Source organism: Rhodococcus sp. Z13_19A (assembly GCF_058133575.1).
The window spans coordinates 22,428-43,761 of record NZ_JBYUNN010000001.1 but is presented as its reverse complement, the minus strand read 5'-3'; the positions used below and the strand labels follow the sequence as shown (position 1 = coordinate 43,761).

Annotated in this window: 19 protein-coding genes and 1 tRNA gene; 7 read left to right on the top strand and 13 right to left on the bottom strand. The window is 71.8% G+C overall.

Features of this window, described 5'->3' with window-relative positions; translation table 11 throughout:
• Nucleotides 1-112: 112 nt before the first annotated feature.
• Complete coding sequence (sodN, locus tag AC3YNX_RS00205; protein WP_127783801.1) at nt 113-529, bottom strand: superoxide dismutase, Ni; 417 nt, start codon at nt 527-529, stop codon at nt 113-115.
• Between the two features lie 81 nt (nt 530-610).
• Between sodN and AC3YNX_RS00200 the strand changes: the two genes are divergently transcribed.
• Nucleotides 611-946: a S26 family signal peptidase gene (locus AC3YNX_RS00200; RefSeq protein WP_489994259.1), complete on the top strand. Its 336-nt coding sequence runs from the start codon at nt 611-613 to the stop codon at nt 944-946.
• On the opposite strand, the gene AC3YNX_RS00195 is transcribed toward AC3YNX_RS00200, so the two are convergent.
• Nucleotides 943-1,548: a dTDP-4-dehydrorhamnose 3,5-epimerase family protein gene (locus tag AC3YNX_RS00195; protein ID WP_489994258.1), complete on the bottom strand. Its 606-nt coding sequence runs from the start codon at nt 1,546-1,548 to the stop codon at nt 943-945. The genes AC3YNX_RS00200 and AC3YNX_RS00195 overlap by 4 nt on opposite strands.
• 264 nt (nt 1,549-1,812) lie before the next feature.
• On the opposite strand from AC3YNX_RS00195, the gene AC3YNX_RS00190 reads away from it, so the two are divergent.
• Nucleotides 1,813-3,027 carry an NAD(P)-dependent malic enzyme gene (locus AC3YNX_RS00190; protein WP_241248945.1) on the top strand — a complete coding sequence of 405 codons (1,215 nt, stop codon included), beginning with the start codon at nt 1,813-1,815 and terminating at the stop codon, nt 3,025-3,027.
• A 262-nt stretch (nt 3,028-3,289) separates the two neighbouring features.
• The gene (locus tag AC3YNX_RS00185; RefSeq protein ID WP_489994257.1) at nt 3,290-3,676 is read left to right on the top strand and encodes an excalibur calcium-binding domain-containing protein; all 387 of its coding nucleotides are present in this window, start codon (nt 3,290-3,292) and stop codon (nt 3,674-3,676) included.
• A gap of 119 nt (nt 3,677-3,795) precedes the next feature.
• Here AC3YNX_RS00185 and AC3YNX_RS00180 read toward each other — a convergent pair whose 3' ends face one another.
• From AC3YNX_RS00180 to AC3YNX_RS00130, 11 genes are all read right to left on the bottom strand, one after another.
• Nucleotides 3,796-4,743, bottom strand: a complete 948-nt coding sequence (locus AC3YNX_RS00180; RefSeq protein ID WP_489981766.1) for a glycine betaine ABC transporter substrate-binding protein — start codon at nt 4,741-4,743, stop codon at nt 3,796-3,798.
• Nucleotides 4,740-5,483, bottom strand: coding sequence for an ABC transporter permease (locus AC3YNX_RS00175; RefSeq protein ID WP_127783795.1), 744 nt, complete (start codon nt 5,481-5,483; stop codon nt 4,740-4,742). The genes AC3YNX_RS00180 and AC3YNX_RS00175 overlap by 4 nt, the downstream gene beginning before the upstream one ends.
• Entirely contained in the window at nt 5,480-6,184 is a 705-nt protein-coding gene (locus AC3YNX_RS00170; RefSeq protein WP_346773852.1) for an ABC transporter permease, read from the bottom strand. The genes AC3YNX_RS00175 and AC3YNX_RS00170 overlap by 4 nt, the downstream gene beginning before the upstream one ends.
• The gene (locus AC3YNX_RS00165; RefSeq protein WP_489994256.1) at nt 6,181-7,326 is read right to left on the bottom strand and encodes an ABC transporter ATP-binding protein; all 1,146 of its coding nucleotides are present in this window, start codon (nt 7,324-7,326) and stop codon (nt 6,181-6,183) included. The genes AC3YNX_RS00170 and AC3YNX_RS00165 overlap by 4 nt, the downstream gene beginning before the upstream one ends.
• Before the next feature lie 333 nt (nt 7,327-7,659).
• Complete coding sequence (locus AC3YNX_RS00160; protein WP_489981763.1) at nt 7,660-7,836, bottom strand: DUF6104 family protein; 177 nt, start codon at nt 7,834-7,836, stop codon at nt 7,660-7,662.
• Nucleotides 7,837-7,860: 24 nt separating this feature from the next.
• On the bottom strand, nt 7,861-11,673 hold the full coding sequence (locus AC3YNX_RS00155; RefSeq protein WP_489994255.1) for a multifunctional oxoglutarate decarboxylase/oxoglutarate dehydrogenase thiamine pyrophosphate-binding subunit/dihydrolipoyllysine-residue succinyltransferase subunit: 3,813 nt from the start codon (nt 11,671-11,673) through the stop codon (nt 7,861-7,863).
• 240 nt (nt 11,674-11,913) lie between these two features.
• Complete coding sequence (locus AC3YNX_RS00150; protein ID WP_489994254.1) at nt 11,914-12,798, bottom strand: hypothetical protein; 885 nt, start codon at nt 12,796-12,798, stop codon at nt 11,914-11,916.
• The gene (locus AC3YNX_RS00145; RefSeq protein ID WP_489994253.1) at nt 12,795-13,748 is read right to left on the bottom strand and encodes an ATP-binding cassette domain-containing protein; all 954 of its coding nucleotides are present in this window, start codon (nt 13,746-13,748) and stop codon (nt 12,795-12,797) included. Before AC3YNX_RS00145 ends, AC3YNX_RS00150 begins: the two co-directional genes overlap by 4 nt.
• A gap of 47 nt (nt 13,749-13,795) precedes the next feature.
• Nucleotides 13,796-13,867: transfer RNA gene (locus AC3YNX_RS00140), tRNA-Arg, on the bottom strand.
• A gap of 90 nt (nt 13,868-13,957) precedes the next feature.
• Nucleotides 13,958-14,698, bottom strand: a complete 741-nt coding sequence (locus tag AC3YNX_RS00135) for a DUF305 domain-containing protein (RefSeq protein ID WP_489981759.1) — start codon at nt 14,696-14,698, stop codon at nt 13,958-13,960.
• A gap of 41 nt (nt 14,699-14,739) precedes the next feature.
• A complete protein-coding gene (locus AC3YNX_RS00130; RefSeq protein ID WP_489994252.1) occupies nt 14,740-15,693 on the bottom strand; it encodes a thioredoxin-like domain-containing protein in 954 nt (317 codons plus the stop codon).
• 133 nt (nt 15,694-15,826) lie between these two features.
• Between AC3YNX_RS00130 and argS the strand changes: the two genes are divergently transcribed.
• Genes argS through thrC form a run of 4 tightly spaced genes read left to right on the top strand, consistent with a single transcriptional unit; the run spans nt 15,827 to nt 21,331 of the window.
• Nucleotides 15,827-17,479: an arginine--tRNA ligase gene (argS, locus tag AC3YNX_RS00125; RefSeq protein ID WP_489994251.1), complete on the top strand. Its 1,653-nt coding sequence runs from the start codon at nt 15,827-15,829 to the stop codon at nt 17,477-17,479.
• Nucleotides 17,476-18,924, top strand: a complete 1,449-nt coding sequence (lysA, locus tag AC3YNX_RS00120) for a diaminopimelate decarboxylase (RefSeq protein ID WP_127783789.1) — start codon at nt 17,476-17,478, stop codon at nt 18,922-18,924. The genes argS and lysA overlap by 4 nt, the downstream gene beginning before the upstream one ends.
• Nucleotides 18,924-20,246 (top strand): homoserine dehydrogenase, encoded by a 1,323-nt coding sequence (locus tag AC3YNX_RS00115; protein WP_489981756.1) that lies wholly within the window; start codon nt 18,924-18,926, stop codon nt 20,244-20,246. The genes lysA and AC3YNX_RS00115 overlap by 1 nt, the downstream gene beginning before the upstream one ends.
• Nucleotides 20,243-21,331, top strand: a complete 1,089-nt coding sequence (thrC, locus tag AC3YNX_RS00110) for a threonine synthase (RefSeq protein ID WP_127783787.1) — start codon at nt 20,243-20,245, stop codon at nt 21,329-21,331. Before AC3YNX_RS00115 ends, thrC begins: the two co-directional genes overlap by 4 nt.
• Nucleotides 21,332-21,334: the final 3 nt, after the last annotated feature.

The window sequence follows — 21,334 nt, the reverse complement described above, 5'->3', positions numbered from 1 at the left end:
GCCCGCCGGGGGGCTGCCGACCTGCTGGTCCGCGGACGCACGACGGCCCCGATCCGCGCGGGTGCGCGGGTCGGGGCCGTGTGCTCACCGGGCGGGATTGACCCGCCCAGGATCAAGCAGCCTGCTTGGTCTCCCAGAAGATGCGGTCGATCTCCGCGATCTGGTCGAGCAGCTCCTGGCCGGTGGTGGGGTCGTTCGACGCCTTGACGCCGCCCGCGCCGCCGCCCGCCTTCTTGGTGGCCTTGTTGAACAGCTCGTGCAGCTCCGGGTACTTCTCGAAGTGCGGCGGCTTGAAGTAGTCCGTCCAGAGCACCCAGAGGTGGTGCTTGACCAGGTCGGCCCGCTGCTCCTTGATGAGCAGCGCGCGCTCACGGAACGACGGGTCGTCGTTGCCCTGGTACTTCTCCTGGATCGCCTTGACCGACTCGGCCTCGATGCGAGCCTGCGCGGGGTCGTACACACCACACGGGAGGTCGCAGTGTGCGGTGGCCTCCAGTGCGGGGCGGACGAGACGGGACAGGAAACCCATGTGTCCTCCTAGAGTTTGTGATGCTTCGACCGGACAAACCTTACTCGCGCGATCAACAAGCAGCAGAAAGGAAGCCGCTCAGTGACGGCACTACCGGGTTGGCTTCCGCGTCGGGTGCTGGTGCGCGGGCCCTCCATGTCACCGACGCTCGCCGACGGCGACGTGGTGCTGGCCCGCCTCGGCGCCCGGGCCCGCCCAGGGATGGTGGTGCTGGTGCGCTGGGACGCCCGTCCGGAGCAGCTGTCGGTCAAGCGGGCCCGCACCCGGCTGCCGGACGGCACCTGGCACGTCCTCGGCGACAACTCCTACGGATCCACCGACTCCCGCGCCCTCGGCCCCGCGCGGGTGGTGGGGACGGTGCCGATGCGGCTGTGGCCCCGCCCGCAGCGGCTGCGGCCGGGGCAGCCGCGGGGCTAGGCCCGGTCGAGCAGGTCGCTGCGCCGCTGTGTGCACGCCGCCATCGTGGGGAGCTCGCCGGCGGCGCACGCCTGCTCCAGCGTCGGGGCGTCGCGGTCCTTGTCGGAGAGCACCAGGTCAAGCTCGGCCGGCCACGGCAGGGCCAGCGCGGGGTCGAGCGGGTTCACGCCGCGCTCGCCGGTGGGGTTGTAGCCGGTGGAGCACAGGTAGACCATCGCGGTGTCGTCGTCGAGGGCGACGAAGGCGTGGCCCAGCCCCTCGCTGAGGTACACCGCGTTGCCGCGCCGGGCCTCCAGCAGCACCGCGGTGTGCTGGCCGAAGGTGGGGGAGTCGGTGCGCACGTCCACGATCACGTCCAGCAGGCTGCCGTTGGCGCAGTACACGTACTTGGCCTGGCCCGGGGGCACGTCGGCGAAGTGCACACCGCGCACCACCCCACGGCGGGACACGCTGTGGTTGGTCTGGGCGACGGCGAGGCTGTGCCCGACGGCCTCCACGAAGGCCTCCGCCTGGAACGGGGCCACGAAGTGCCCGCGGTCGTCGGGAAACACCGGGGGCTCGAACTCCCATGCGCCCGCAACGGGCAGCTCGCGTGACTTCACGCGCTCAATCTAGCGGCCGGGTGCTGCAGCACCGCCCAGCCGCGCGCCGGGTGAGGCACTGCACAGTGCGCGCCGCCCCTTGGCGGCGTCCGTGGCGTCGGTGCCACAATGGCGCAATCGTGGGCTGACCGTCCCCGGCACCCGCGCCGCCTGCGCGACTGGCCGATCGCCACTTGCTCGTGCTGCCCGTGCCGCTACCCGGTGCACGGGGCACCACTGAGCTGCAGGTGCACTTGTCAGCCATCTCTTGCTGGAGGCCCCGCCGTGTCCACCACCTCTGTCCCACCCGTCGCCGACCAGCAGGGAACGCAGGTAGTGACGGACGAGGAGATCTTCCTGGCGCACGAGGGCGGCAAGCTCTCGGTGCAGACCACCGCCCCGCTGGACTCGGCCCGCTCGCTGTCCATCGCCTACACCCCGGGCGTGGCCAAGGTGTCCAGCGCCATCGCCACCGACCCTGAGCTGGTCAACCGCTACACCTGGGCCTCGCGGCTGGTCGTGGTGGTCAGCGACGGCACCGCGGTGCTCGGCCTGGGCGACATCGGCCCCCGCGCGTCGCTGCCGGTGATGGAAGGCAAGTCGGCACTGTTCAGGAGCTTCGCCGGCCTCAACTCCATCCCGCTGGTGCTCGACACCACCGACGTCGACGAGATCGTGGAGACGCTGGTGCGGCTGCGCCCCAGCTTCGGCGCGGTCAACCTCGAGGACGTCTCCGCCCCGCGCTGCTTCGAGCTGGAGCGCCGCCTCGTCGAGGCGCTGGACTGCCCGGTCATGCACGACGACCAGCACGGCACCGCCATCGTGGTGCTGGCTGCCCTGCGCGGCGCCGCCCGCGCCACCAACCGGGAGCTGACCAGCCTGCGGGTGGTCATCTCCGGTGCCGGCGCCGCCGGCGTCGCCTGCGCGGAGATCCTGCTGGCCGCGGGCATCGACGACGTCACGGTCATCGACTCGCGCGGCATCGTGCACCCCGGTCGCACCGACCTGAACGAGGTCAAGGCCGGGCTGGCCGTCCGCAGCAACCCGTCCGGGCGCACTGGCGGCCTGGCCGAGGCGCTGCACGGCGCCGACGTGTTCCTGGGGCTGTCCTCGGCCACCGTCGCCGAGGAGCTGGTGGCCACCATGGCCCCCGGTGCGATCGTGTTCGCGCTGTCCAACCCCACCCCGGAGATCCACCCCGACGTGGCCGCCCGCCACGCCGCGGTGGTCGCCACCGGGCGCAGCGACTTCCCCAACCAGATCAACAACGTGCTGGCCTTCCCCGGCGTGTTCCGTGGGGCGCTGGACTCCGGTGCGCGGCGCATCACCGAGGGGATGAAGCTCGCGGCCGCCCAGGCCATCACCGACGTGCTCGGGGACGACCTGGACGCCCAGCACATCGTGCCCAGCGCGCTCGACCCCCGGGTGGCGCCGGCCGTGGCCGCCGCGGTGGCCGCTGCGGCGATCGCCGAGGGTGTCGCCCCGGCACCGGTGTCCTAGACCACCCGTCCCGAGTCCACCGGCACCGGCACCGGTGAATGGTTGTCGCTCACGCTGCTTTTTCCATGGCGAGGGGTGCTCACTGACCATTGCGCAGGGTGGTCGCAGTGGCTCGATCGGCGCCTGGAAATACACACAGGTGACTGCTAATTACCAATAGTCACAATGGACTCGCGGTAATGGGCAAAGCGATTGCTGAGCGCAAAAAGGGCAGGGAGGATGTGCGGGAGACCGGCGCTACCGCTGCACGGAGGGGCTGACCATGACTGCCAAGCACGCCGCCCGACCACGCACGAGGTGGACGCCGCGGACGCCCCGCAAGCGCTGGCTGGCTCTGGGGGCCACCGTCGTTGCTGGGCTGGTGGTGGTGGGCCTGCTCGCGGCGCAGGAGCCGGACAGCCCCGCTCCGGCTCCCCTGGCCAGCAGCACCTCGGCGCCGGCCCCGAGCGCTCAGCCCACGCCGAGCCCGTCGACGGTGTTCGTCACGGTGCCGGCCAAGCCGACGTTCCGGACCTGCGCCGACGTCTATGCCGAAGGCGTGGCGCCCCTCATCCGGGGCAAGGATCCGTCCTACCGTGCCGACCTGGACATCGACCGGGACGGAAGGGCGTGTGACACCCAGCCTCAGCCCACCCGAGCGCCGCGCTAGGGTGCCGGCGCCCAGTCCTGTGACTGGGTGACCAGCACCCGGGCGAGGGCCTGGAGACCACTCGAGCCGGGGGCTGCGCGACGATCTCGCGCAGCCCCCGGCTCGGGTTCGGCGTGGTGCTACTTCTTGTTGGCCAGGTCGGCGATGGTCTTGAGGTTGTGCTTCTCCGCGGTGGCCCTGGTGACCACGATGCAGTCGGCGTCCTGGGCGGCGGACTTCTCCAGCACCTGCAGGCTGGCCGGCAGCGCCTTCTGCAGCGCGGCGTACACCTCGTCCGGGCTGGTGGCGGTGGCGTCCTTGTCCAGGTAGGACAGCGCGGAGCCGGTGTACTCCGGGATCAGGTCGATGGAGCCGTCCTGCAGGCCGGGGAAGTACTTCTCCCGGCTGCCGATGCTGAAGCTGGTGCTGATGTCGGCGCCCTGCGCCTGCAGCGCCTGGGTGTAGATGGTGGCCAGCAGCACGTTCTCCGGGAAGTTGGCCGAGCCCACCGTGAGGCTGGTGCCCTGGGCGGCGGTGCCGGTGCTGTCCAGACCGTTGCTGCGCAGCCACTCCTTGGCCACGTCCGCCGGGTTCGCCTTGTCGGTGACCACCTTGGCCAGCGCGGCGCTGAGCCCCTCGGTGTCCAGCTTGGCGGAGATGGCGTTGAGGGTGCTGGAGACGCCGGGGGTGACCTTGTTCTTGTTGATCACCGGGACGACGTTCTCCGCGGCGAAGTTGTTCTTGGGGTCGGCGAGCACCACGAAGTCGTTGGCCGCGATGGAGGGGTCGGTGGAGAACAGGTCGGCGGCGTCGATCTGGCCGTTCTTGAGCTGGTTGATCGTCACCGGGCCGCCGGTGTCGGTCACCTGGTACTTGGCGAAGGAGACGCCGTAGGTCTCGGCCAGCCCGGGCACGCCGTCGCTGCGAGTCTGGAACTCCGCCGGCCCGCCCAGGATCATGGTGCTGGCGATGGTGTCCGACGCGCCAGGGGCGGCGGCGGGATCGTCGGTGGAGCTGTCGGCGCCGCAGGCGGTGACCAGCGAGACCAGGGCGACGGCAGCGGTCGTGGCGAGGATGGTGCGTTTCATTGCTCTCCTGTGGTGAGGACGGACGTGCGGGTGGTGGGGGTGCGGCGGAACCGGCCGGAGATGCCGCGGGAGACGGTGCAGCGCTGCACCAGGGTGAGGAGCAGCTCGGCCAGCAGGGCCAGCGCGGCCACCAGCACGCCGCCGCTGATCATCTGCGGGAAGTCCTGCTGGGCCAGGCCGTCGTAGATGAACCGGCCCAGCCCGCCCAGGGTGACGTAGGAGGCGATGGTCGCCGTGGCGATCACCTGCAGGGTGGCTGCGCGCAGCCCGGAGTAGATCAGCGGCAGGCTGCACGGCAGCTCCACCTGCCGCAGCACCTGCCAGGGCGTCATGCCCATGCCCACGGCGGCGTCACGGGCGGCGGGGCTGACGCTCTGCACGCCCGCGCAGGTGTTGGACAGGATCGGAGGCACCGCCAGCAGCACCAGCACGATCTCGGTGGGGATGACGAAGCCGGTGTCGGTGCGGCCCTGGAAGTGCGGCGAGATGACGATGGTCAGCAGCACCAGCACCCCCACGCTGGGCAGGGCCCGCAGGGCGTTGGCCGCGGTGACCAGCCAGGTGGCCCGTCCGGTGTGGCCGATGGCCAGCCCCAGGGGCAGCGCCACGACCAGCGCGATCACCACGGCGATCACGGAGAAGCGCACGTGCGCGACCAGCTGGTCGGTGATGCCCGTCATCGCGTAGGTGCCGCGCCAGTGCGACGGGTCGTTGAGCCAGGTGAGCACGTCGCCGATCATGCGACCGCCCTCCGCCACGGGGTGAGCACGCGGGTGAGCAGCACCAGCGCCGCGTCGAGGGCCAGGGCGAGCAGCACGCACAGCCCGATGCCCAGCACGATGGGCGGGTAGTAGGGGTCCGGGGTGGACAGCTGGAAGCCGACCACGAACAGCTGGCCCAGGTTGGCCATGCCGATGGTGCCCGCGATGGCGACCATGCTGACGTTGGACACCGTGACCACCCGCAGGCCGGCGATGATCACCGGTGCGGCGATGGGCAGCTCCACGGTGGCCAGCCGCCGGGCGCGGCCGTAGCCGATGGCGGTGGCGGCGAGGTTGACCTCCTCGGGCACCGAGCGCAGCCCGTCGGCGACCACCCGCACCAGCAGGGCGGTGGAGTACACCGACAGCGCGATGGGCACCTGCAGCGGGTCCAGGCTCTGCAGGCCCAGCAGCGGCGGCACCAGCACGAACAGCGCGATGGAGGGGATGGTGTAGAACAGCCCCGTCGTGGTCAGCAGCGGCGTGTACAGCCAGCGGTAGCGCTGGGCGAGCCAACCCAGCGGCAGCGCCACGAGCAGGCCCACCACCACCGGCAGCACCGACAGCCACGCGTGGTCGGCCAGCCAGCCCAGCACCTCCGGGCGGTGGTCGGTGAAGTAGCTCCAGAACTGCAGCGGCGAGGACCCGGGGCCCGCGGCGCTCACCTCGTGGGTGGTCACGGGGCGGTCATCGCCTGGTCGGCACGGCCCTGCCGGTCGGCAGCGGCACGGCTCCGGGTCTGCTCCTCGATGCGCGCCACCACCTCGGAGGTGGTCACCGTGCCGAGCAGGCGGCTGTCGCCGTCGACCACCACACCGCGCCCGCTGGGGGAGGACAGCGCCGCGTCCAGGGTCTCGCGCAGCGTGGCCGACTGGGTGGCCAGCGTGCCGCCGAGGTTGAGCAGGTCGGCGGTGACGGTGGTGGTGTGGGTGGTGCGCACGTCCAGCCAGCCCTGCGGGCGTCCCTGCTCGTCGGTCACCAGCACCCAGCCGTCGCGGGCACTGTCGCGGGCCGCCGCCGTGGGCGCGCCCAGGGCCACCACGGCTTCCTCGGTGAGGGCCAGCTCGCCGGCAGCGGCGAAGCCCAGCGCCCGGTAGCCGCGGTCGCGGCCCAGGAAGCCGGCCACGAACGGGTCGGCCGGGCGGGCCAGCAGCTCAGCGGGGGAGGCCAGCTGGGCCAGCGCGCCCCCCACCCGCAGCACCGCCACCTGGTCGCCCAGCTTGATCGCCTCGTCGATGTCGTGGGTGACGAAGATGATGGTCTTGCCCAGCTCACCCTGCAGCCGCAGGAACTCCTGCTGCAGCTGCTCGCGCACCACCGGGTCCACGGCGCTGAACGGCTCGTCCATCAGCATCACCGGGGGATCGGCCGCCAGGGCCCGGGCCACGCCCACCCGCTGGCGCTGGCCGCCGGAGAGCTGGGCGGGGTAGCGGCCGCCGAACCCGGCGTCCAGGCCCACCCGCTCCAACAGCTCCGCCGCGTCCAGGCGGGCCTGGCGCCGGCGCACCCCCAGCAGCATGGGCACCGAGGCGATGTTGTCCAGCACCGTGCGGTGTGGGAACAGCCCGGCCTCCTGGATGACGTAGCCCATCCCGCGGCGCAGCTCGGTGGGGGCGATGTCGGCGGTGTCGCGCTCGTCCAGCCAGATGGTGCCGCTGGTGCGCTCCACCATCCGGTTGACCATCCGCAGCGAGGTGGTCTTGCCACAGCCGGACGGGCCCACCAGGACGGTGATCTGTCCGGAGGGAGCCGTCAGGCTGAGGCCACCGACGGCGGTGGTGCCGTCGGGGAAGGTCTTGGTCACGGAGTCGAACCGGATCATCAGACGATCACTTCCGTTGGGCGCACACCAGGTGCGCACGTGTGTGCGACCGCCGGGGCGCCAGTCGCACGCAGCCACTGGCGCCGGCAACGACCGGGTTGCAGCTCACGGACGGGGTCTGCCGATGGCGGCGAGCCCGCCGGCATGGCTGAACGCTGCTCGGGCCGGGACCATCTAACCGGGTCACGGCCGTCGAGAGGGCCCGATGAGACCCAAACGTGACTTGACGCTGCTCACAATTGGTGCCGCGGACCCCGGGGAGCGCACGACGAGGGGGACCAGCGTCCGCGGACGCTGGTCCCCCTCAGGGTCGGTCACTCGGACCGGGGCGACTCAGAGGTCGTCGGAGTCGTCCCGGGCCAGGAAGGTCGCCAACCGATCCGTGGCGTTCTCGAACTCGGGGTAGAGGTCGACGAACACCCGCATCTGGCCAGCCAGCCAGGACAGGCTCACCTGCTCCTCGCCACGGCGCTCCTCGAGCTCCTCGATCCCGCGATCAGTGAAGTACACGTGCGCTCCCCGACTGGTCGGCGCTCACGCGAACGCGGCGTCGATCAGGTCGGCCTGCTCCACCGCGTGCACCTTGGACGAGCCGGCCGAGGGAGCCGCCATGGCCCGGCGGGACACCCGACGCAGCCGCAGCCGGTCGAAGTACTCCGGCAGCAGCTCGGGCAGCGCCAGGCCGTAGTGCGGCCACGCGCCCTGGTTCGCCGGCTCCTCCTGGACCCAGCGCACCTCCTCGACGTTGGGGTAGCGGTCGAGCGCAGCGGCCAGCCGCTTGCGGGGCACCGGGTACAGCTGCTCCACCCGGACGATCGCAGTGTCGGTGATCTCGTCCTTGGCCTGCTTGGCCGCCAGCTCCCAGTAGAGCTTGCCGCTGCACAGGACCACCTTGGTGACCTCCTCGCGACGCTTGGCGGCCTCGGTGTCCTCGAACGTCGGGTCGTCGATGACGGAGAGGAAGCGACCCTTGGTGAAGTCCTCCACCGAGCTGACCGCCACCTTGGAGCGCAGCATGGACTTGGGCGTGAACACCACCATCGGACGCTGCACGCCGTCCATGGCGTGGCGGCGCAGCAGGTGGAAGTAGCTGGCCGGGGTGGACGGGACGGCCACCATCATCGAGCCCTCGGCGCACAGCTGCAGGAACCGCTCGATGCGGCCGGAGGTGTGGTCGGGACCCTGGCCCTCGTGGCCGTGCGGCAGCAGCAGCACCACGTTGGAGCGCTGGCCCCACTTGGCCTCACCGGAGGAGATGAACTCGTCGATGATCGACTGCGCGCCGTTGACGAAGTCACCGAACTGCGCCTCCCAGAGCACCAGCGCCTCGGGGTCGCCCACCGAGTAGCCGTACTCGAAGCCCACCGCGGCGAACTCGCTGAGCGCGGAGTCGTAGGCCAGGAACTTGCCGGTCTCGCCCTCCTCGCCCAGGCTGCTCAGCGGGGAGTACTCCGCGCCGGTCTTGCGGTCGATCACCACCGAGTGGCGCTGGGTGAAGGTGCCACGGCGGGAGTCCTGGCCGGACAGCCGCACGTTGCGGCCCTCCATCACCAGCGAGCCGAAGGCCAGCAGCTCGGCGAAGGCCCAGTCGATCTTGCCCTCGCGGGCCATCTTGGCGCGCCGCTCCAGCACCGGCTTGACCCGGGAGTGCACGGTGAAGCCCTCGGGCAGGTTCACGTGCGCGTCGGCGATGTGCTCCAGCACCGAGGCGTCCACCGACGTCACCAGGCTGGTCGGGACCACCTGGTCGGACTCCACCGACGGGCTGGGCTTGACGGCGTACTTCTCCAGCTCGCGCACCTCGTTGAAGACCCGCTCCAGCTGGCCCTGGTAGTCGCGCAGGGCGTCCTCGGCCTCCTTCATGGAGAGGTCGCCGCGACCGATCAGGGCCTCGGTGTAGCTCTTGCGGACGCTGCGCTTGGTGTCGATGACGTCGTACATCTTCGGCTGGGTCATCGAGGGGTCGTCACCCTCGTTGTGGCCGCGGCGGCGGTAGGAGATGAGGTCGATGACCACGTCCTTGCCGAAGGCCTGGCGGTAGTCCACGGCCAGCTTGGCCACCCACACGCAGGCCTCGGGGTCGTCGCCGTTGACGTGGAAGATCGGCGCGCCGATCATCTTCGCCACGTCGGTGCAGTACTCGGTGCTGCGGGCGTGCTCGGGAGCGGTGGTGAAGCCGACCTGGTTGTTCACCACGATGTGCACGGTGCCGCCGGTGCGGTAGCCGCGCAGCAGCGCCAGGTTCAGCGTCTCGGCCACCACGCCCTGCCCGGCGAAGGCGGCGTCGCCGTGCAGCATCAGCGGCATCACGGTGAAGCCCTCCTCACCGCGGTCGATGAGGTCCTGCTTGGCCCGGACGATGCCCTCGAGCACCGGGTCGACGGCCTCCAGGTGCGAGGGGTTGGCGGTGAGGGAGACCTTGGTCTCGCCGTCGCCGAACATCTGGATGTACTTGCCCTCGGCACCCAGGTGGTACTTCACGTCGCCGGAGCCGTGCGCCTGCGTCGGGTTCAGGTTGCCCTCGAACTCGGTGAAGATCTGCGAGTAGGGCTTGCCGACGATGTTGGCGAGGACGTTGAGGCGGCCGCGGTGCGGCATGGCGATGACGACCTCGTCCATGCCGTGCTCGGCGGCGGAGTCCAGCACGGTGTCCATCATCGGGATGACGGACTCGCTGCCCTCCAGGGAGAACCGCTTCTGCCCGACGTACTTGGTCTGCAGGAAGGTCTCGAAGGCCTCGGCGGCGTTGAGCCGGCTGAGGATGTACTTCTGCTCGCCCAGGCTGGGCTTGCTCGGCGGGACCTCCACGCGGGACTGGATCCAGGCCAGCTGCTCCGGCTCCAGGATGTGCATGTACTCCACGCCGACGCTGCGGCAGTAGGAGTCGCGCAGCACGCCGAGGACGTCGCGCAGCTTCATCCGCTCCTTGCCGCCGAAGCCGCCGACGGGGAACTCGCGGTCGAGGTCCCACAGCGTGAGGTTGTGGCTGAGCACGTCCAGGTCGGGGTGCTGGCGCCGGCCGTAGTGCAGCGGGTCGGTGTCGGCCATGAGGTGTCCGCGGTTGCGGTAGGCCTCGATGATCTCCAGCACCCGGGTGCTCTTGTCGACGGCGCTCTCCGGGATGTCCTGGCGCCACCGCACGGGCTCGTAGGGCAGGCCCAGGGACTGGAAGATGTCGTCGTAGAAGTTGTTCTCGCCCAGCAGCAGGTTGTGCACCACGCGCAGGTAGTCGCCGGACTCGGCGCCCTGGATGATGCGGTGGTCGTAGGTGGAGGTCAGCGTGAGGATCTTGCTGACGGCCATCTTGGCCAGCTGCTGGTCGCTGGCGCCCTGGAACTCGGCGGGGTACTCCATGGCGCCCGCGCCGATGATCGCGCCCTGCCCGGCCATCAGGCGGGGCACGGAGTGCACGGTGCCGATGGTGCCGGGGTTGGTCAGCGAGAGGGTGGTGCCGGCGAAGTCCTCACCGGTGAGCTTGCCGTTGCGGGCGCGCTTGATGAGGTCCTCGTAGGCGGACCAGAACTGGTTGAAGCTCATGTTCTCGCAGGCCTTGATGGAGGCCACGACGAGCGAGCGGTTGCCGTCCTTGCCGGGCAGGTCGATCGCCAGGCCGAGGTTGACGTGCGCCGGCGTGACCACGTGCGGCTTGCCGTCGATCTCCGCGTAGTGCCGGTTCATCCCGGGGAAGGACTCCAGCGCCCGCACCAGGGCGTAGCCGAGGAGGTGGGTGAAGGAGATCTTCCCGCCGCGGGTGCGCTTGAGGTGGTTGTTGATGACGATGCGGTTGTCGAACATCAGCTTGGCGGGGATGGCCCGGACGCTGGTCGCGGTGGGGACCGTCAACGAGCTGGTCATGTTGCGCACCACGGCGGCCGAGGCGCCGCGGAGGACCTTGGACTGCTCGGTGGGCTCGGCGTCGGCGTCGGTGCTGCTCGCGCCGTTCTTGCCCGCACCGTCCTTGCTGGGGGCCTTCGCGGCCGGCTTGGCCGGAGCGGCCTTGCCGTTGGCGCCGCCGTTGGAACCGTTGCCGGCGGCAGGCTTGGGCGAGTCGGCCTTCTTGGGAGCCTCGGGCTTCTCGTCGCGAGGGGCCGGCTTCGTCTTGGTGGTGGTGCCACCACCGGAGGAGGAATCGGCAGACTTCTCCCCGGAGGCTGCGGCCCTGGCTGGCGCAGCCGCGCTGCTCCCGGCCGAGTCACCCTCAGCCGCACCGTTGCTCGTGGGGCTGTAGTCGGCGAAGAACTCGTGCCACGACGCGTCCACGGACGACGGGTCGTCCTGGTAGCGCTGGTACATCTCGTCAACTAGCCACTCGTTGGGCCCGAACTCGGACGCTGAACCGCTCGACACGGAGGCGTTCCCCTCTTTTCCATGCTCGTCTTGGCAACACACCGCTACATGCAGGTTAGCCTCATCGGATATTCGCCACGCTTCCGGACGCGCGCTGGCATCGTGCGCGTGGCACTGCGCCTACGTGGAGATTCACGCCGAGGTTCGGTCACCGGCCTCCCAGCGGGCGACACAGCGGACCCGCGAGTGCCGACAGCTCCGCCTGTCCTTCGTGTTCCGCCACCCGTCCACGGGCTGCGCTCAGGAGATGTCGCGCTCCCGCACCGCCCACCACCCGGCCAGGCAGGCCACCAGCACCCACAGCGCGAACACCGCGCCGCTGCCCCACCACGGCAGGGCCCCGGCCGGCAGCACCTCCTCGAAGGCCGACCGGGAGCGCAGCGGTGCCCGGCCGACCACGAGGTCGGTGGCGAGGCGGCTGACCAGGGTGCCGCTGGCGGAGCCGGGCAGCAGGTCGGCCAACGGCTGCGCGCCCACTCGACCGAGCAGGGCGTCGGCCAGCGGGCCCACGCCCAGCCGCAGTGCCAGCGCAGCCAGCAGGGCGAGCACGTCCAGGGGCACCAGCGCGCCGAAGGCCACGCCGATGAGGGTCCACAGGGTGACCACAGCGGTGCCCGCCACCGCCACCGCGAGGAACTCCCCGAGGGGTGGGAAAGCTGCCCAGCCGCCGGCAGTGAGCCCGCCCAGGGTGGCCGCGAGCATCAGCGCGACGCCGTAGACCAGGCCCAGCCCGCCGTAGGCGACGAGCTTGGCCGCCAGCACGGCCCCGCGGGAGGGGGTGGCCACGTAGGTGGCGCCCAGCGTCACGGCCCGCACCTCACCGGCGTAGGCGGTCACCCCCAGGCAGAGGGTGAACACCGAGGTGACCCCCGCGCTGTAGGACAGGCTGACGCCCAGCAGGGACGGGAAGCTGCCGCCGAGCTGGCGCAGCGTCTCGGTGTCGGCGAGGCCGGCGATGGCCCCACCGGCCACGCTGATGAGGTAGCTGACCACCACCGCGGGGATCAGCAGGAGCCACCACAGCATGCCGAAGCGGATCTTGCGCAGCTCCGCGCGCAGCGGTGCCAGGCCGAGGGCGTCGAGGTCGTGGCCCGTCGCGGCGGGGTGGCCGGCGACGCTGCTCATGCCGAGCGCCGTGGCGCGGGGGTGCCGCTGTCCAGGTGGGCGCGCACGGCCTGGTCCAGGTCGGGGTGCTCCTGCTGCACGTGTCGCACGGTGATGCCAGCGTCCCTGGCCACCGCCACGATGTCGTCGGCACGGGCCCCGCGCACCGCGATGCGGCCGTCGGGCACCCACACCACGTCGGTGACGCCGCGGTGCACCAGTGCTCGGGCCAGTCCGGCGGCGCTGGAGCTGGCCACCAGCGCCCGGCTGCCCCTCCCGGCCAGCAGCTGCCGGGTGCTGCCCTGGAAGGTGCAGGCGCCGTCGTGCAGCACCACCAGCTGGTCGACGGCCTGCTCCAGCCCGGCAGCGCGCTCGGCGGTCAGCAGCACCGTGCCGCCACCGGCCGCGTGGGTGCGGAGCACGCCCGTCAGCCATCGCCGCTCCGGCGGCGGCAGCTCGCGCAGCGGCTCGTCCAGCACCAGCAGCGGCGGGTCGCCCAGCAGCGCCGCCGCCAGGGCGAGGCGCAGCCGGCCCGGCGGGGGAAGTGGCCCAACGCGGCGCGAGGCCATCGGGGCAAGGCCCACCGTCGCCAGCACCTCCTCGACCCGCCGGTCGGGCACCCCGATCGCCGCGGCGGTCACCAGCAGGTGCTGGCGCAGGGTGTGGCCGGCACGCATGCCGCGGGGGTCGAGCACCGCGCCGACGGTGCGACCGGGGCGGGGCAGCGCGCCGACCGGGGCGCCGTTGAGCGTGACGCTGCCGGAGGTGGGGGTGACGAGCCCGAGGAGGGCGCGCAGGGTGGTGGACTTGCCGCTGCCTGCTGGGCCGACGAGGGCGCAGACGGTGCCTGGGTGCACGGCGAAGGAGAGCTGGCGCACGGCGGGGCCGGCGCGGAAGGTCTTGCTGAGGCTCTGCACCTGGACGGTGACGCTGGGAGGAGCCGACCGGCCGGCGCTGAGGCTCCGGGTCACGGTGGTTCCTTCCTGCTGACCTGCGCGAGCGGGTTCAGGATGGTGGGTGCCCCCGGCAGGATTCGAACCTGCGCTTCCGCCTCCGGAGGGCGGCGCTCTATCCCCTGAGCTACGGGGGCCCGACAGTCCGCGTGCGGACCGTCGTGCCGTGACGGCTTGACGAGACTAGCGCACCGCGGTCGGGCTGCCGACCACGGTCCGCCCCGGGGCTAGTTGCCCAGGGGCAGGGGAGTGGCCCCGCGCTGGGTGAGCAGGTCGCTCAGGTAGGTGGACTCCGCCTGCTGCGTGGCGGCGGCCTGCTTGGCCAGGTTGCGCACCACCGGCTCCACCGCGCGGTCGGCGGCGTGGCTGAGCATCTCGGCCCCGCCCTGGTGGTGGCGCAGCATCAGCTGCAGGAACAGCGTGTCCAGCTCGGGGCCGGTGGCGGCGCGCAGCTGGGAGATCTCCGCGGCGCTGGCCATGCCGGGCATCGTGGCCGCACCCGCGCCGGAGCTGCTGGCGGCGCCGTGGTGCCCGCCCGCGTCGCTCATCCAGGTCATGTAGGCGCCGCTGGGAGCCAGTGGCCGACCCCACAGCGAGAGCCAACCCTGCATCTGGCCGACCTGGGCCAGCTGGCTGGTCATGATGTCGAACGCCAGGCTGCGCACGTAGGGGTCCACGGCACCGGTGTAGGCCACCGTGGCCATCTGCACACCCTGCTGGTGGTGCACGGTCATGTCCTGGGCGAAGCCCACGTCCACCGAGTCGGCGGCGGGCACGCTGAGGTTGTCCCCGCTGGAGGGCAGCCCGAGCGTCGCGCCCAGCCCGAACCCGACCGCCAGCACCGCCACCAGCGCGAGCGCCAGCACCACGACCCGCTGACTGCGCCGGGGCGGCGCCTGCTGCGTGCCGACGGGGGCGCCGGCGCGGTCAGTGACGGTCGGGTCTGGGGTGGTGTGCTCGCTGGTCACGGTGTCCTTGGTCGGTCGGGTTCGGGTGGGTGCGTGGCGGGTCAGCTACCTGCCGGTGCGGGCGCGGCGGGAGCCGGAGCCGGAGCCGGAGCGGCGGGGGCAGGTGCGGCCGGAGCCGGTGCCGGTGCCGGAGCCGGCGCGGGGGCGGCCGGGGCAGCCGGGGCGGCCGACGGGGCGGGCTCCTGGCCGTTGGTCAGCGCGGACTCCGTGCCGGCACCGTTCATCGGCACCGCGGTGGGGCCGGGGGCGCTGGCGTCGAAGGCCGGCGGGTTCTCCGGGTCGAACAGGCTCGGCTCACCGGCGTCACAGCTGGCACCCACCTCGGGGTAGGTGTTCGGGTTCACCTTGAGCGCGCTGATGAACTGCGACACCCGCTCGTCGTTGACGTCGTCGAGCTTGAGCTGGTGACCCCACGACTGCAGCGAGAAGGCCGAGTCCAGGCCCGGGTAGGGCGACATCATCAGGTACGGCTGTCCCTCGACCTTGGCCTTGAGCGTGTCCACCTGCTCCGCCGAGAGCACGTCCGGGTTGTAGGTGATCCACACCGCGCCGTGCTCCAGGGAGTGCACCGCGTTCTCCGTGCGGATGGCGCTGGGGTAGACGTTGCCCAGGCAGGTGGCCCACACCTGGTCGTGCGGTCCGCCGAAGGGCGGGGTCTGGTCGTAGGCCACTCGCTGGTTGGCCTGGATGTGCTGGCCGGCCGCATAGTCGATCTTCATCACACCGTCGATCCCGGTGGAGGGATCGGTGTTGCTGGCGCTGGGCACGAAGCGCTGCGCGTCGGCGCGCTCCTGGTACTTGGGCACCAGGTAGGCGGCGATGGTGGCGACGAGCGCCAGGACGACGACGCCGGCGCCCACCGACAGCCAGGGGATCTGCCGATCCTTGACCACCGACTTGCTGCTGCTGCGACTCTTGCTCTTTGCCGCCTGCAGAGCCTTGGCCGACTTGGCTGCACTGCTCGACTGCGGGCGGTTGCTCTTGCCACTGGGCATCGGTGGGTTGTCCTCACTTGTCCGGTTACCGGCACCGGCGCGATCTGGGTGGTTCCTGCGGTCCGTACCACTGTACGAGCATCCTGAGCACCGCTGCTCTGCTCCGGGCGGCCGGAACCTAGGATGGTCTGCCGTGACCCCTGCCGACCTCGCCGAGCTTCTCCGCGCCACCACCTCCGAGGTGCTCGCCCAGCGCGAGCTCGACACCGCGGTGCTGCCTGCCACGCTGACCGTGGAGCGACCGCGCAACCCCGAGCACGGCGACTACGCCACCAACGTGGCTCTGCAGGTGGCCAAGAAGGTCGGTGTCCCCCCGCGCGAGCTGGCCGGCTGGCTGGCCTCCGCGCTGTCCGCGGTCGAGGGCATCGCCTCGGCCGAGGTGGCCGGGCCGGGCTTCCTCAACATCCGCCTCGACGCCGCCGCCCAGGGGGCGATCATCCGGCGCGTGCTCACCGAGGGCGCCGCGTACGGGGCCGGGCAGCTGATGGCCGGCACCAAGGTCAACCTGGAGTTCGTCTCCGCCAACCCCACCGGGCCGCTGCACATCGGCGGCACCCGGTGGGCCGCGGTGGGTGACGCGATGGGGCGCATCCTCACCACCCAGGGCGCCGACGTCACCCGCGAGTACTACTTCAACGACGCCGGGGCGCAGATCGACCGCTTCGTGCGCTCGCTGGTCGCGGCCGCCCAGGGCCAGCCCGCCCCGGCCGACGGCTACGCCGGGGAGTACATCGCAGAGATCGCCAAGCAGGTCACCGACGCCCGCCCGGACGCGATGGCGCTGCCCGAGGCCGAGCGCGACGAGGTGTTCCGCCGCGTCGGCGTCGACCTGATGTTCACCGAGATCAAGCGCAGCCTGCACGAGTTCGGCACCGACTTCGACGTGTTCTTCCACGAGAAGTCGCTGTTCGAGTCCGGCGCGGTCGAGCGGGCGGTCAACCACCTCAAGGAGTCCGGCAGCCTCTACCAGGCCGACGGCGCCTGGTGGCTGCGCTCCACCGAGTTCGGTGACGACAAGGACCGCGTCGTCATCAAGAGCAACGGCGAGTCCGCCTACATCGCCGGTGACATCGCCTACTTCCAGGACAAGCGCGCGCGTGGCTTCGACCTGTGCATCTACATGCTCGGCGCCGACCACCACGGCTACATCGGCCGGCTCAAGGCCGCAGCTGCCGCCTTCGGTGACGACCCGGACACCGTGGAGGTGATGATCGGGCAGATGGTCAACCTGGTGCGCGACGGCAAGCCGCTGAAGATGAGCAAGCGCGCCGGCACCGTGGTGACGCTGGAGGACCTGGTGGAGGCGGTCGGCGTGGACGCGGCCCGCTACGGGCTGATCCGCTCCTCGGTGGACTCCAACATCGACCTCGACCTGGACCTGCTGGCCCGGCAGACCAACGACAACCCGGTGTTCTACGTGCAGTACGCGCACGCCCGGCTGTCCGCGCTGGCCCGCTCCGCGGCGGCGCTGGGCATCGACTTCGCCGACGCCGACCTGAGCCTGCTCACCCACGCCCGGGAGGGTGACCTCATCCGGACGCTGGGGGAGTACCCACGGGTGCTGGCCAGCGCCACCGAGCTGCGCGAGCCGCACCGGGTGGCGCGCTACCTGGAGGAGCTGGCGGGCACCTACCACCGCTTCTACGACTCCTGCCGCGTGCTGCCGCAGGGTGACGAGGACCCCACCCCGCTGCACGCCGCCCGGCTGGCCCTGTGCGCCGGTGCCCGTCAGGTGCTCGCCAGCGGCCTGGGGCTGCTCGGCGTGAGCGCCCCGGAGCGGATGTGAGGGCGCACCCGGCCGGGCCGCGCCACGGCGAGGGCGACGGCGGCTCCGGCCACGTCTCGCTGGGCAACCTGCCCGAGCGGCCCAGCACCCCCGCCGAGCTCAACGACCTGCCCGCCGCGGTGTGGCCGCGCAACGCCCACCGCGGCGAGGACGGCGTGCTCCGGGTCGCCGGCGTCGACGTCCGCGAGCTGGCCGCCGAGCACGGCACCCCGCTGTTCGTGGTGGACGAGGACGACTTCCGCACCCGCTGCCGGGAGATGGCCGAGGCCTTCGGCGGCCCCGAGCACGTCCACTACGCCGCCAAGGCCTTCCTGTGCGGGGAGATCGCCCGCTGGGTGGCCCAGGAGGGGCTGTCGCTGGACGTCGCCTCGGGCGGTGAGCTGGCCCTGGCCCTCTACGCGGACTTCCCGGCCGAGCGCATCGCCATGCACGGCAACAACAAGTCCCGCGGTGAGCTGGCCGCGGCGGTGGAGGCCGGCGTCGGCTCGGTGGTCATCGACTCCCTGCAGGAGATCGACCGCCTCGACGAGGTCGCCGCCGAGCACGGCACGGTGCAGGACGTGCTCATCCGCGTCACCGTCGGCGTGGAGGCGCACACCCACGAGTTCATCGCCACCGCGCACGAGGACCAGAAGTTCGGCTTCTCCCTCGCCGGCGGCGTGGCGGCCGACGCAGCGGCCCGGGTGCTGGCGGCCGAGCACCTGCGCCTGGTGGGCCTGCACAGCCACATCGGCTCGCAGATCTTCGACGTGGACGGCTTCGAGGTGGCGGCGCACCGCGTGGTGGGGCTGCTGCGCACCCTGGTCGACACCCACGGCGCCGAGCGGCTGTCCAACCTCACCACCCTCGACCTCGGGGGCGGCATGGGCATCTCCTACCTGGCCTCCGACGACCCCCCGCCGGTGCGCGAGCTGGCCGCCAGCCTGCGCAGCATCGTCGCCTCGGAGTGCGCCGCAGTCGGCCTGCCCGACGTGGCCGTCGCCGTGGAGCCCGGTCGCGCCATCGTCGGGCCCACCACGCTCACCCTCTACGAGGTGGGCACCATCAAGGACGTGCGCCTCGGTGGCGGCAGCGAGGCCCGGCGCAACACCCGGCGCTACGTCAGCGTCGACGGCGGGATGAGCGACAACCTGCGCACCGCGCTCTACGACGCCAGCTACACCTGCTCCGTGGTCTCCCGCGCGAGCGCCGCCGACCCCGTGGTGGCGAGGGTGGTGGGAAAGCACTGCGAGAGTGGTGACATCGTGGTGCGCGACACCTGGTTGCCCGGCGACGTGGCGGCCGGGGACCTGCTGGCCGTCGCGGCCACCGGGGCGTACTGCTACTCGATGTCGAGTCGGTACAACATGCTGACCCGACCCGCTGTGGTTGCTGTCCGAGAAGGAGTCGCGCGGGTGATCCTGCGGAGAGAGACCATGGCCGACCTGTTGAGCTTGGAAGCGTGATGAACCAACACCGCAACAGCGGGGACGAGCGCTGCATCGGAGTGGCCCTGCTGGGCTGCGGAACCGTGGGCTCGGAGGTGGTGCGGCTGCTGGAGTCGCAGGCCGCCGAGCTGACCGCCCGGATCGGGGCGCCCATCGTGCTGCGCGGCATCGCCGTGCGCCGGGCCAACCGGCACCGGGACGTGCCCGCCGAGCTGCTCACCACCGACGCCGCGGCCCTGGTGGCCCGCGACGACGTCGACGTGGTGGTGGAGGTGGTGGGCGGCATCGAGCCGGTGCGCACCCTGCTGCTGACGGCGCTGCGCGCCGGCAAGTCCGTGGTCACCGCCAACAAGGCGCTGCTCGCGGAGTACACCGCCGAGCTGGCCGAGGCCGCTGATGCCTCCGGTGCCGACCTGTACTTCGAGGCAGCGGTCGCCGGGGCCATCCCGATCGTGCGCCCGGTGCGGGAGTCCCTCGCCGGTGACCGCATCACCAAGGTGGTGGGCATCCTCAACGGCACCACCAACTTCATCCTGTCGGCGATGGACTCCACCGGCGCGGGCTACGCGGAGACGCTGGAGGAGGCGGGCCGGCTGGGCTACGCCGAGGCCGACCCCACCGCCGACGTCGACGGCTTCGACGCTGCCGCCAAGGCCGCCATCCTGGCCAGCCTCGCCTTCCACACCCGGGTGACCGCCGCCGACGTCTACCGCGAGGGCATCCGGGCGATCAGCGCCTCGGACATCGCCGCGGCCAAGGCGCTGGACTGCACCGTCAAGCTGCTCGCGCTGTGCGAGCGCGTGGTGGGCGAGGACGGCGTCGAGCGCGTCTCCGCCCGGGTGCACCCGGCGATGGTTCCGCGCTCGCACCCGCTGGCCGCCGTGGACGGCGCGTTCAACGCGGTGGTGGTGGAGGCCGAGGCCGCCGGTCGGCTGATGTTCTACGGCCAGGGTGCCGGCGGCGCCCCCACCGCGTCTGCGGTGCTGGGCGACCTGGTGTCGGTCTCGCGCAACCTGGTGCACGGCGGGCGGGGCCCCCGGGAGTCCACCTACGCCGAGCTCGAGGTCGCGGACATGGGGCAGACGCCCACCCGTTACCACGTGAGCCTGGACGTGCCCGACCGTGCCGGCGTGCTGGCCGCGGTGGCCGGCGAGTTCGCCAAGCGTGACGTGAGCATCTCGGTGGTGCGCCAGATCGGCCACGGCGAGGGCGCCTCCCTCGTGGTGGTCACGCACACCGCGAGCGACGCGGCGCTGGCCGATACTGTTGCGGCGCTCAGCGATGCGCCGTTCGTGACCGCGGTGACCAGTGTTCTTCGGGTAGAAGGTGGAACCCCATGATCGAGCTCGACCGTCCGACCGCAGTGCACCGCCCGTGGCCGGGTGTCATCGAGGCCTACCGGTCGCGGATGGGGCTGCCCGAGGGCACCCGGGTGATCACCCTGCACGAGGGTGGTACCCCGCTGGTGCACGCCGCGCACCTGTCCGAGCTGACCGGGTGCGAGGTGCACCTCAAGGTCGAGGGCGCCAACCCCACGGGTTCGTTCAAGGACCGCGGCATGACCATGGCGATCACCGACGCGTGGGCCCGCGGCCAGCGCGCCGTGATCTGCGCCTCCACCGGCAACACCTCCGCCTCGGCCGCGGCCTACGCCGCCCGCGCGGGAATGACGTCGGCGGTGCTGGTGCCCGAGGGCAAGATCGCCATGGGCAAGCTGGCCCAGGCCGTCATGCACGGCGCCAAGATCGTCCAGGTGCGCGGCAACTTCGACGACTGCCTGGAGCTGGCCCGCAAGACCACCGCCGAGTTCGAGACGATCGCGCTGGTCAACTCGGTGAACCCGGCTCGCATCGAGGGCCAGAAGACCGCTGCCTTCGAGGTGTGCGACGCCCTGGGGCGCGCGCCCGACGTGCACTGCCTGCCCGTGGGCAACGCCGGCAACATCACCGCCTACTGGAAGGGCTACCGCGAGTACCGCGCCGAGGACATCACCGCGACGCTGCCGCGCATGCTCGGCGTGCAGGCTGCCGGTGCCGCTCCACTGGTCAACGGTGCCCCGGTGAGCGACCCGGAGACCATCGCCACCGCCATCCGCATCGGCTCGCCGGCCTCCTGGAACGGTGCGATGGCGGCCAAGGACGAGTCCGGTGGCATGTTCCGTGCCGCCACCGACGAGGAGATCCTCGCCGCCTACCGCCTGGTCGCCGCCCGTGAGGGCGTCTTCGTGGAGCCGGCCTCCGCCGCCAGCGTGGCGGGCCTGCTGGCCGCCCACGCCGAGGGCTGGCTGGAGCCGGGCTCGCTGGTGGTCTGCACCGTCACCGGCCACGGCCTCAAGGACCCCGCCACGGCACTGCTGGGCATGGTCGAGGTCGAGCCCATCGGCGTCGACCCGGTCGCGGTCGCCCGCGCGCTCGAGCTGGCCTGACCG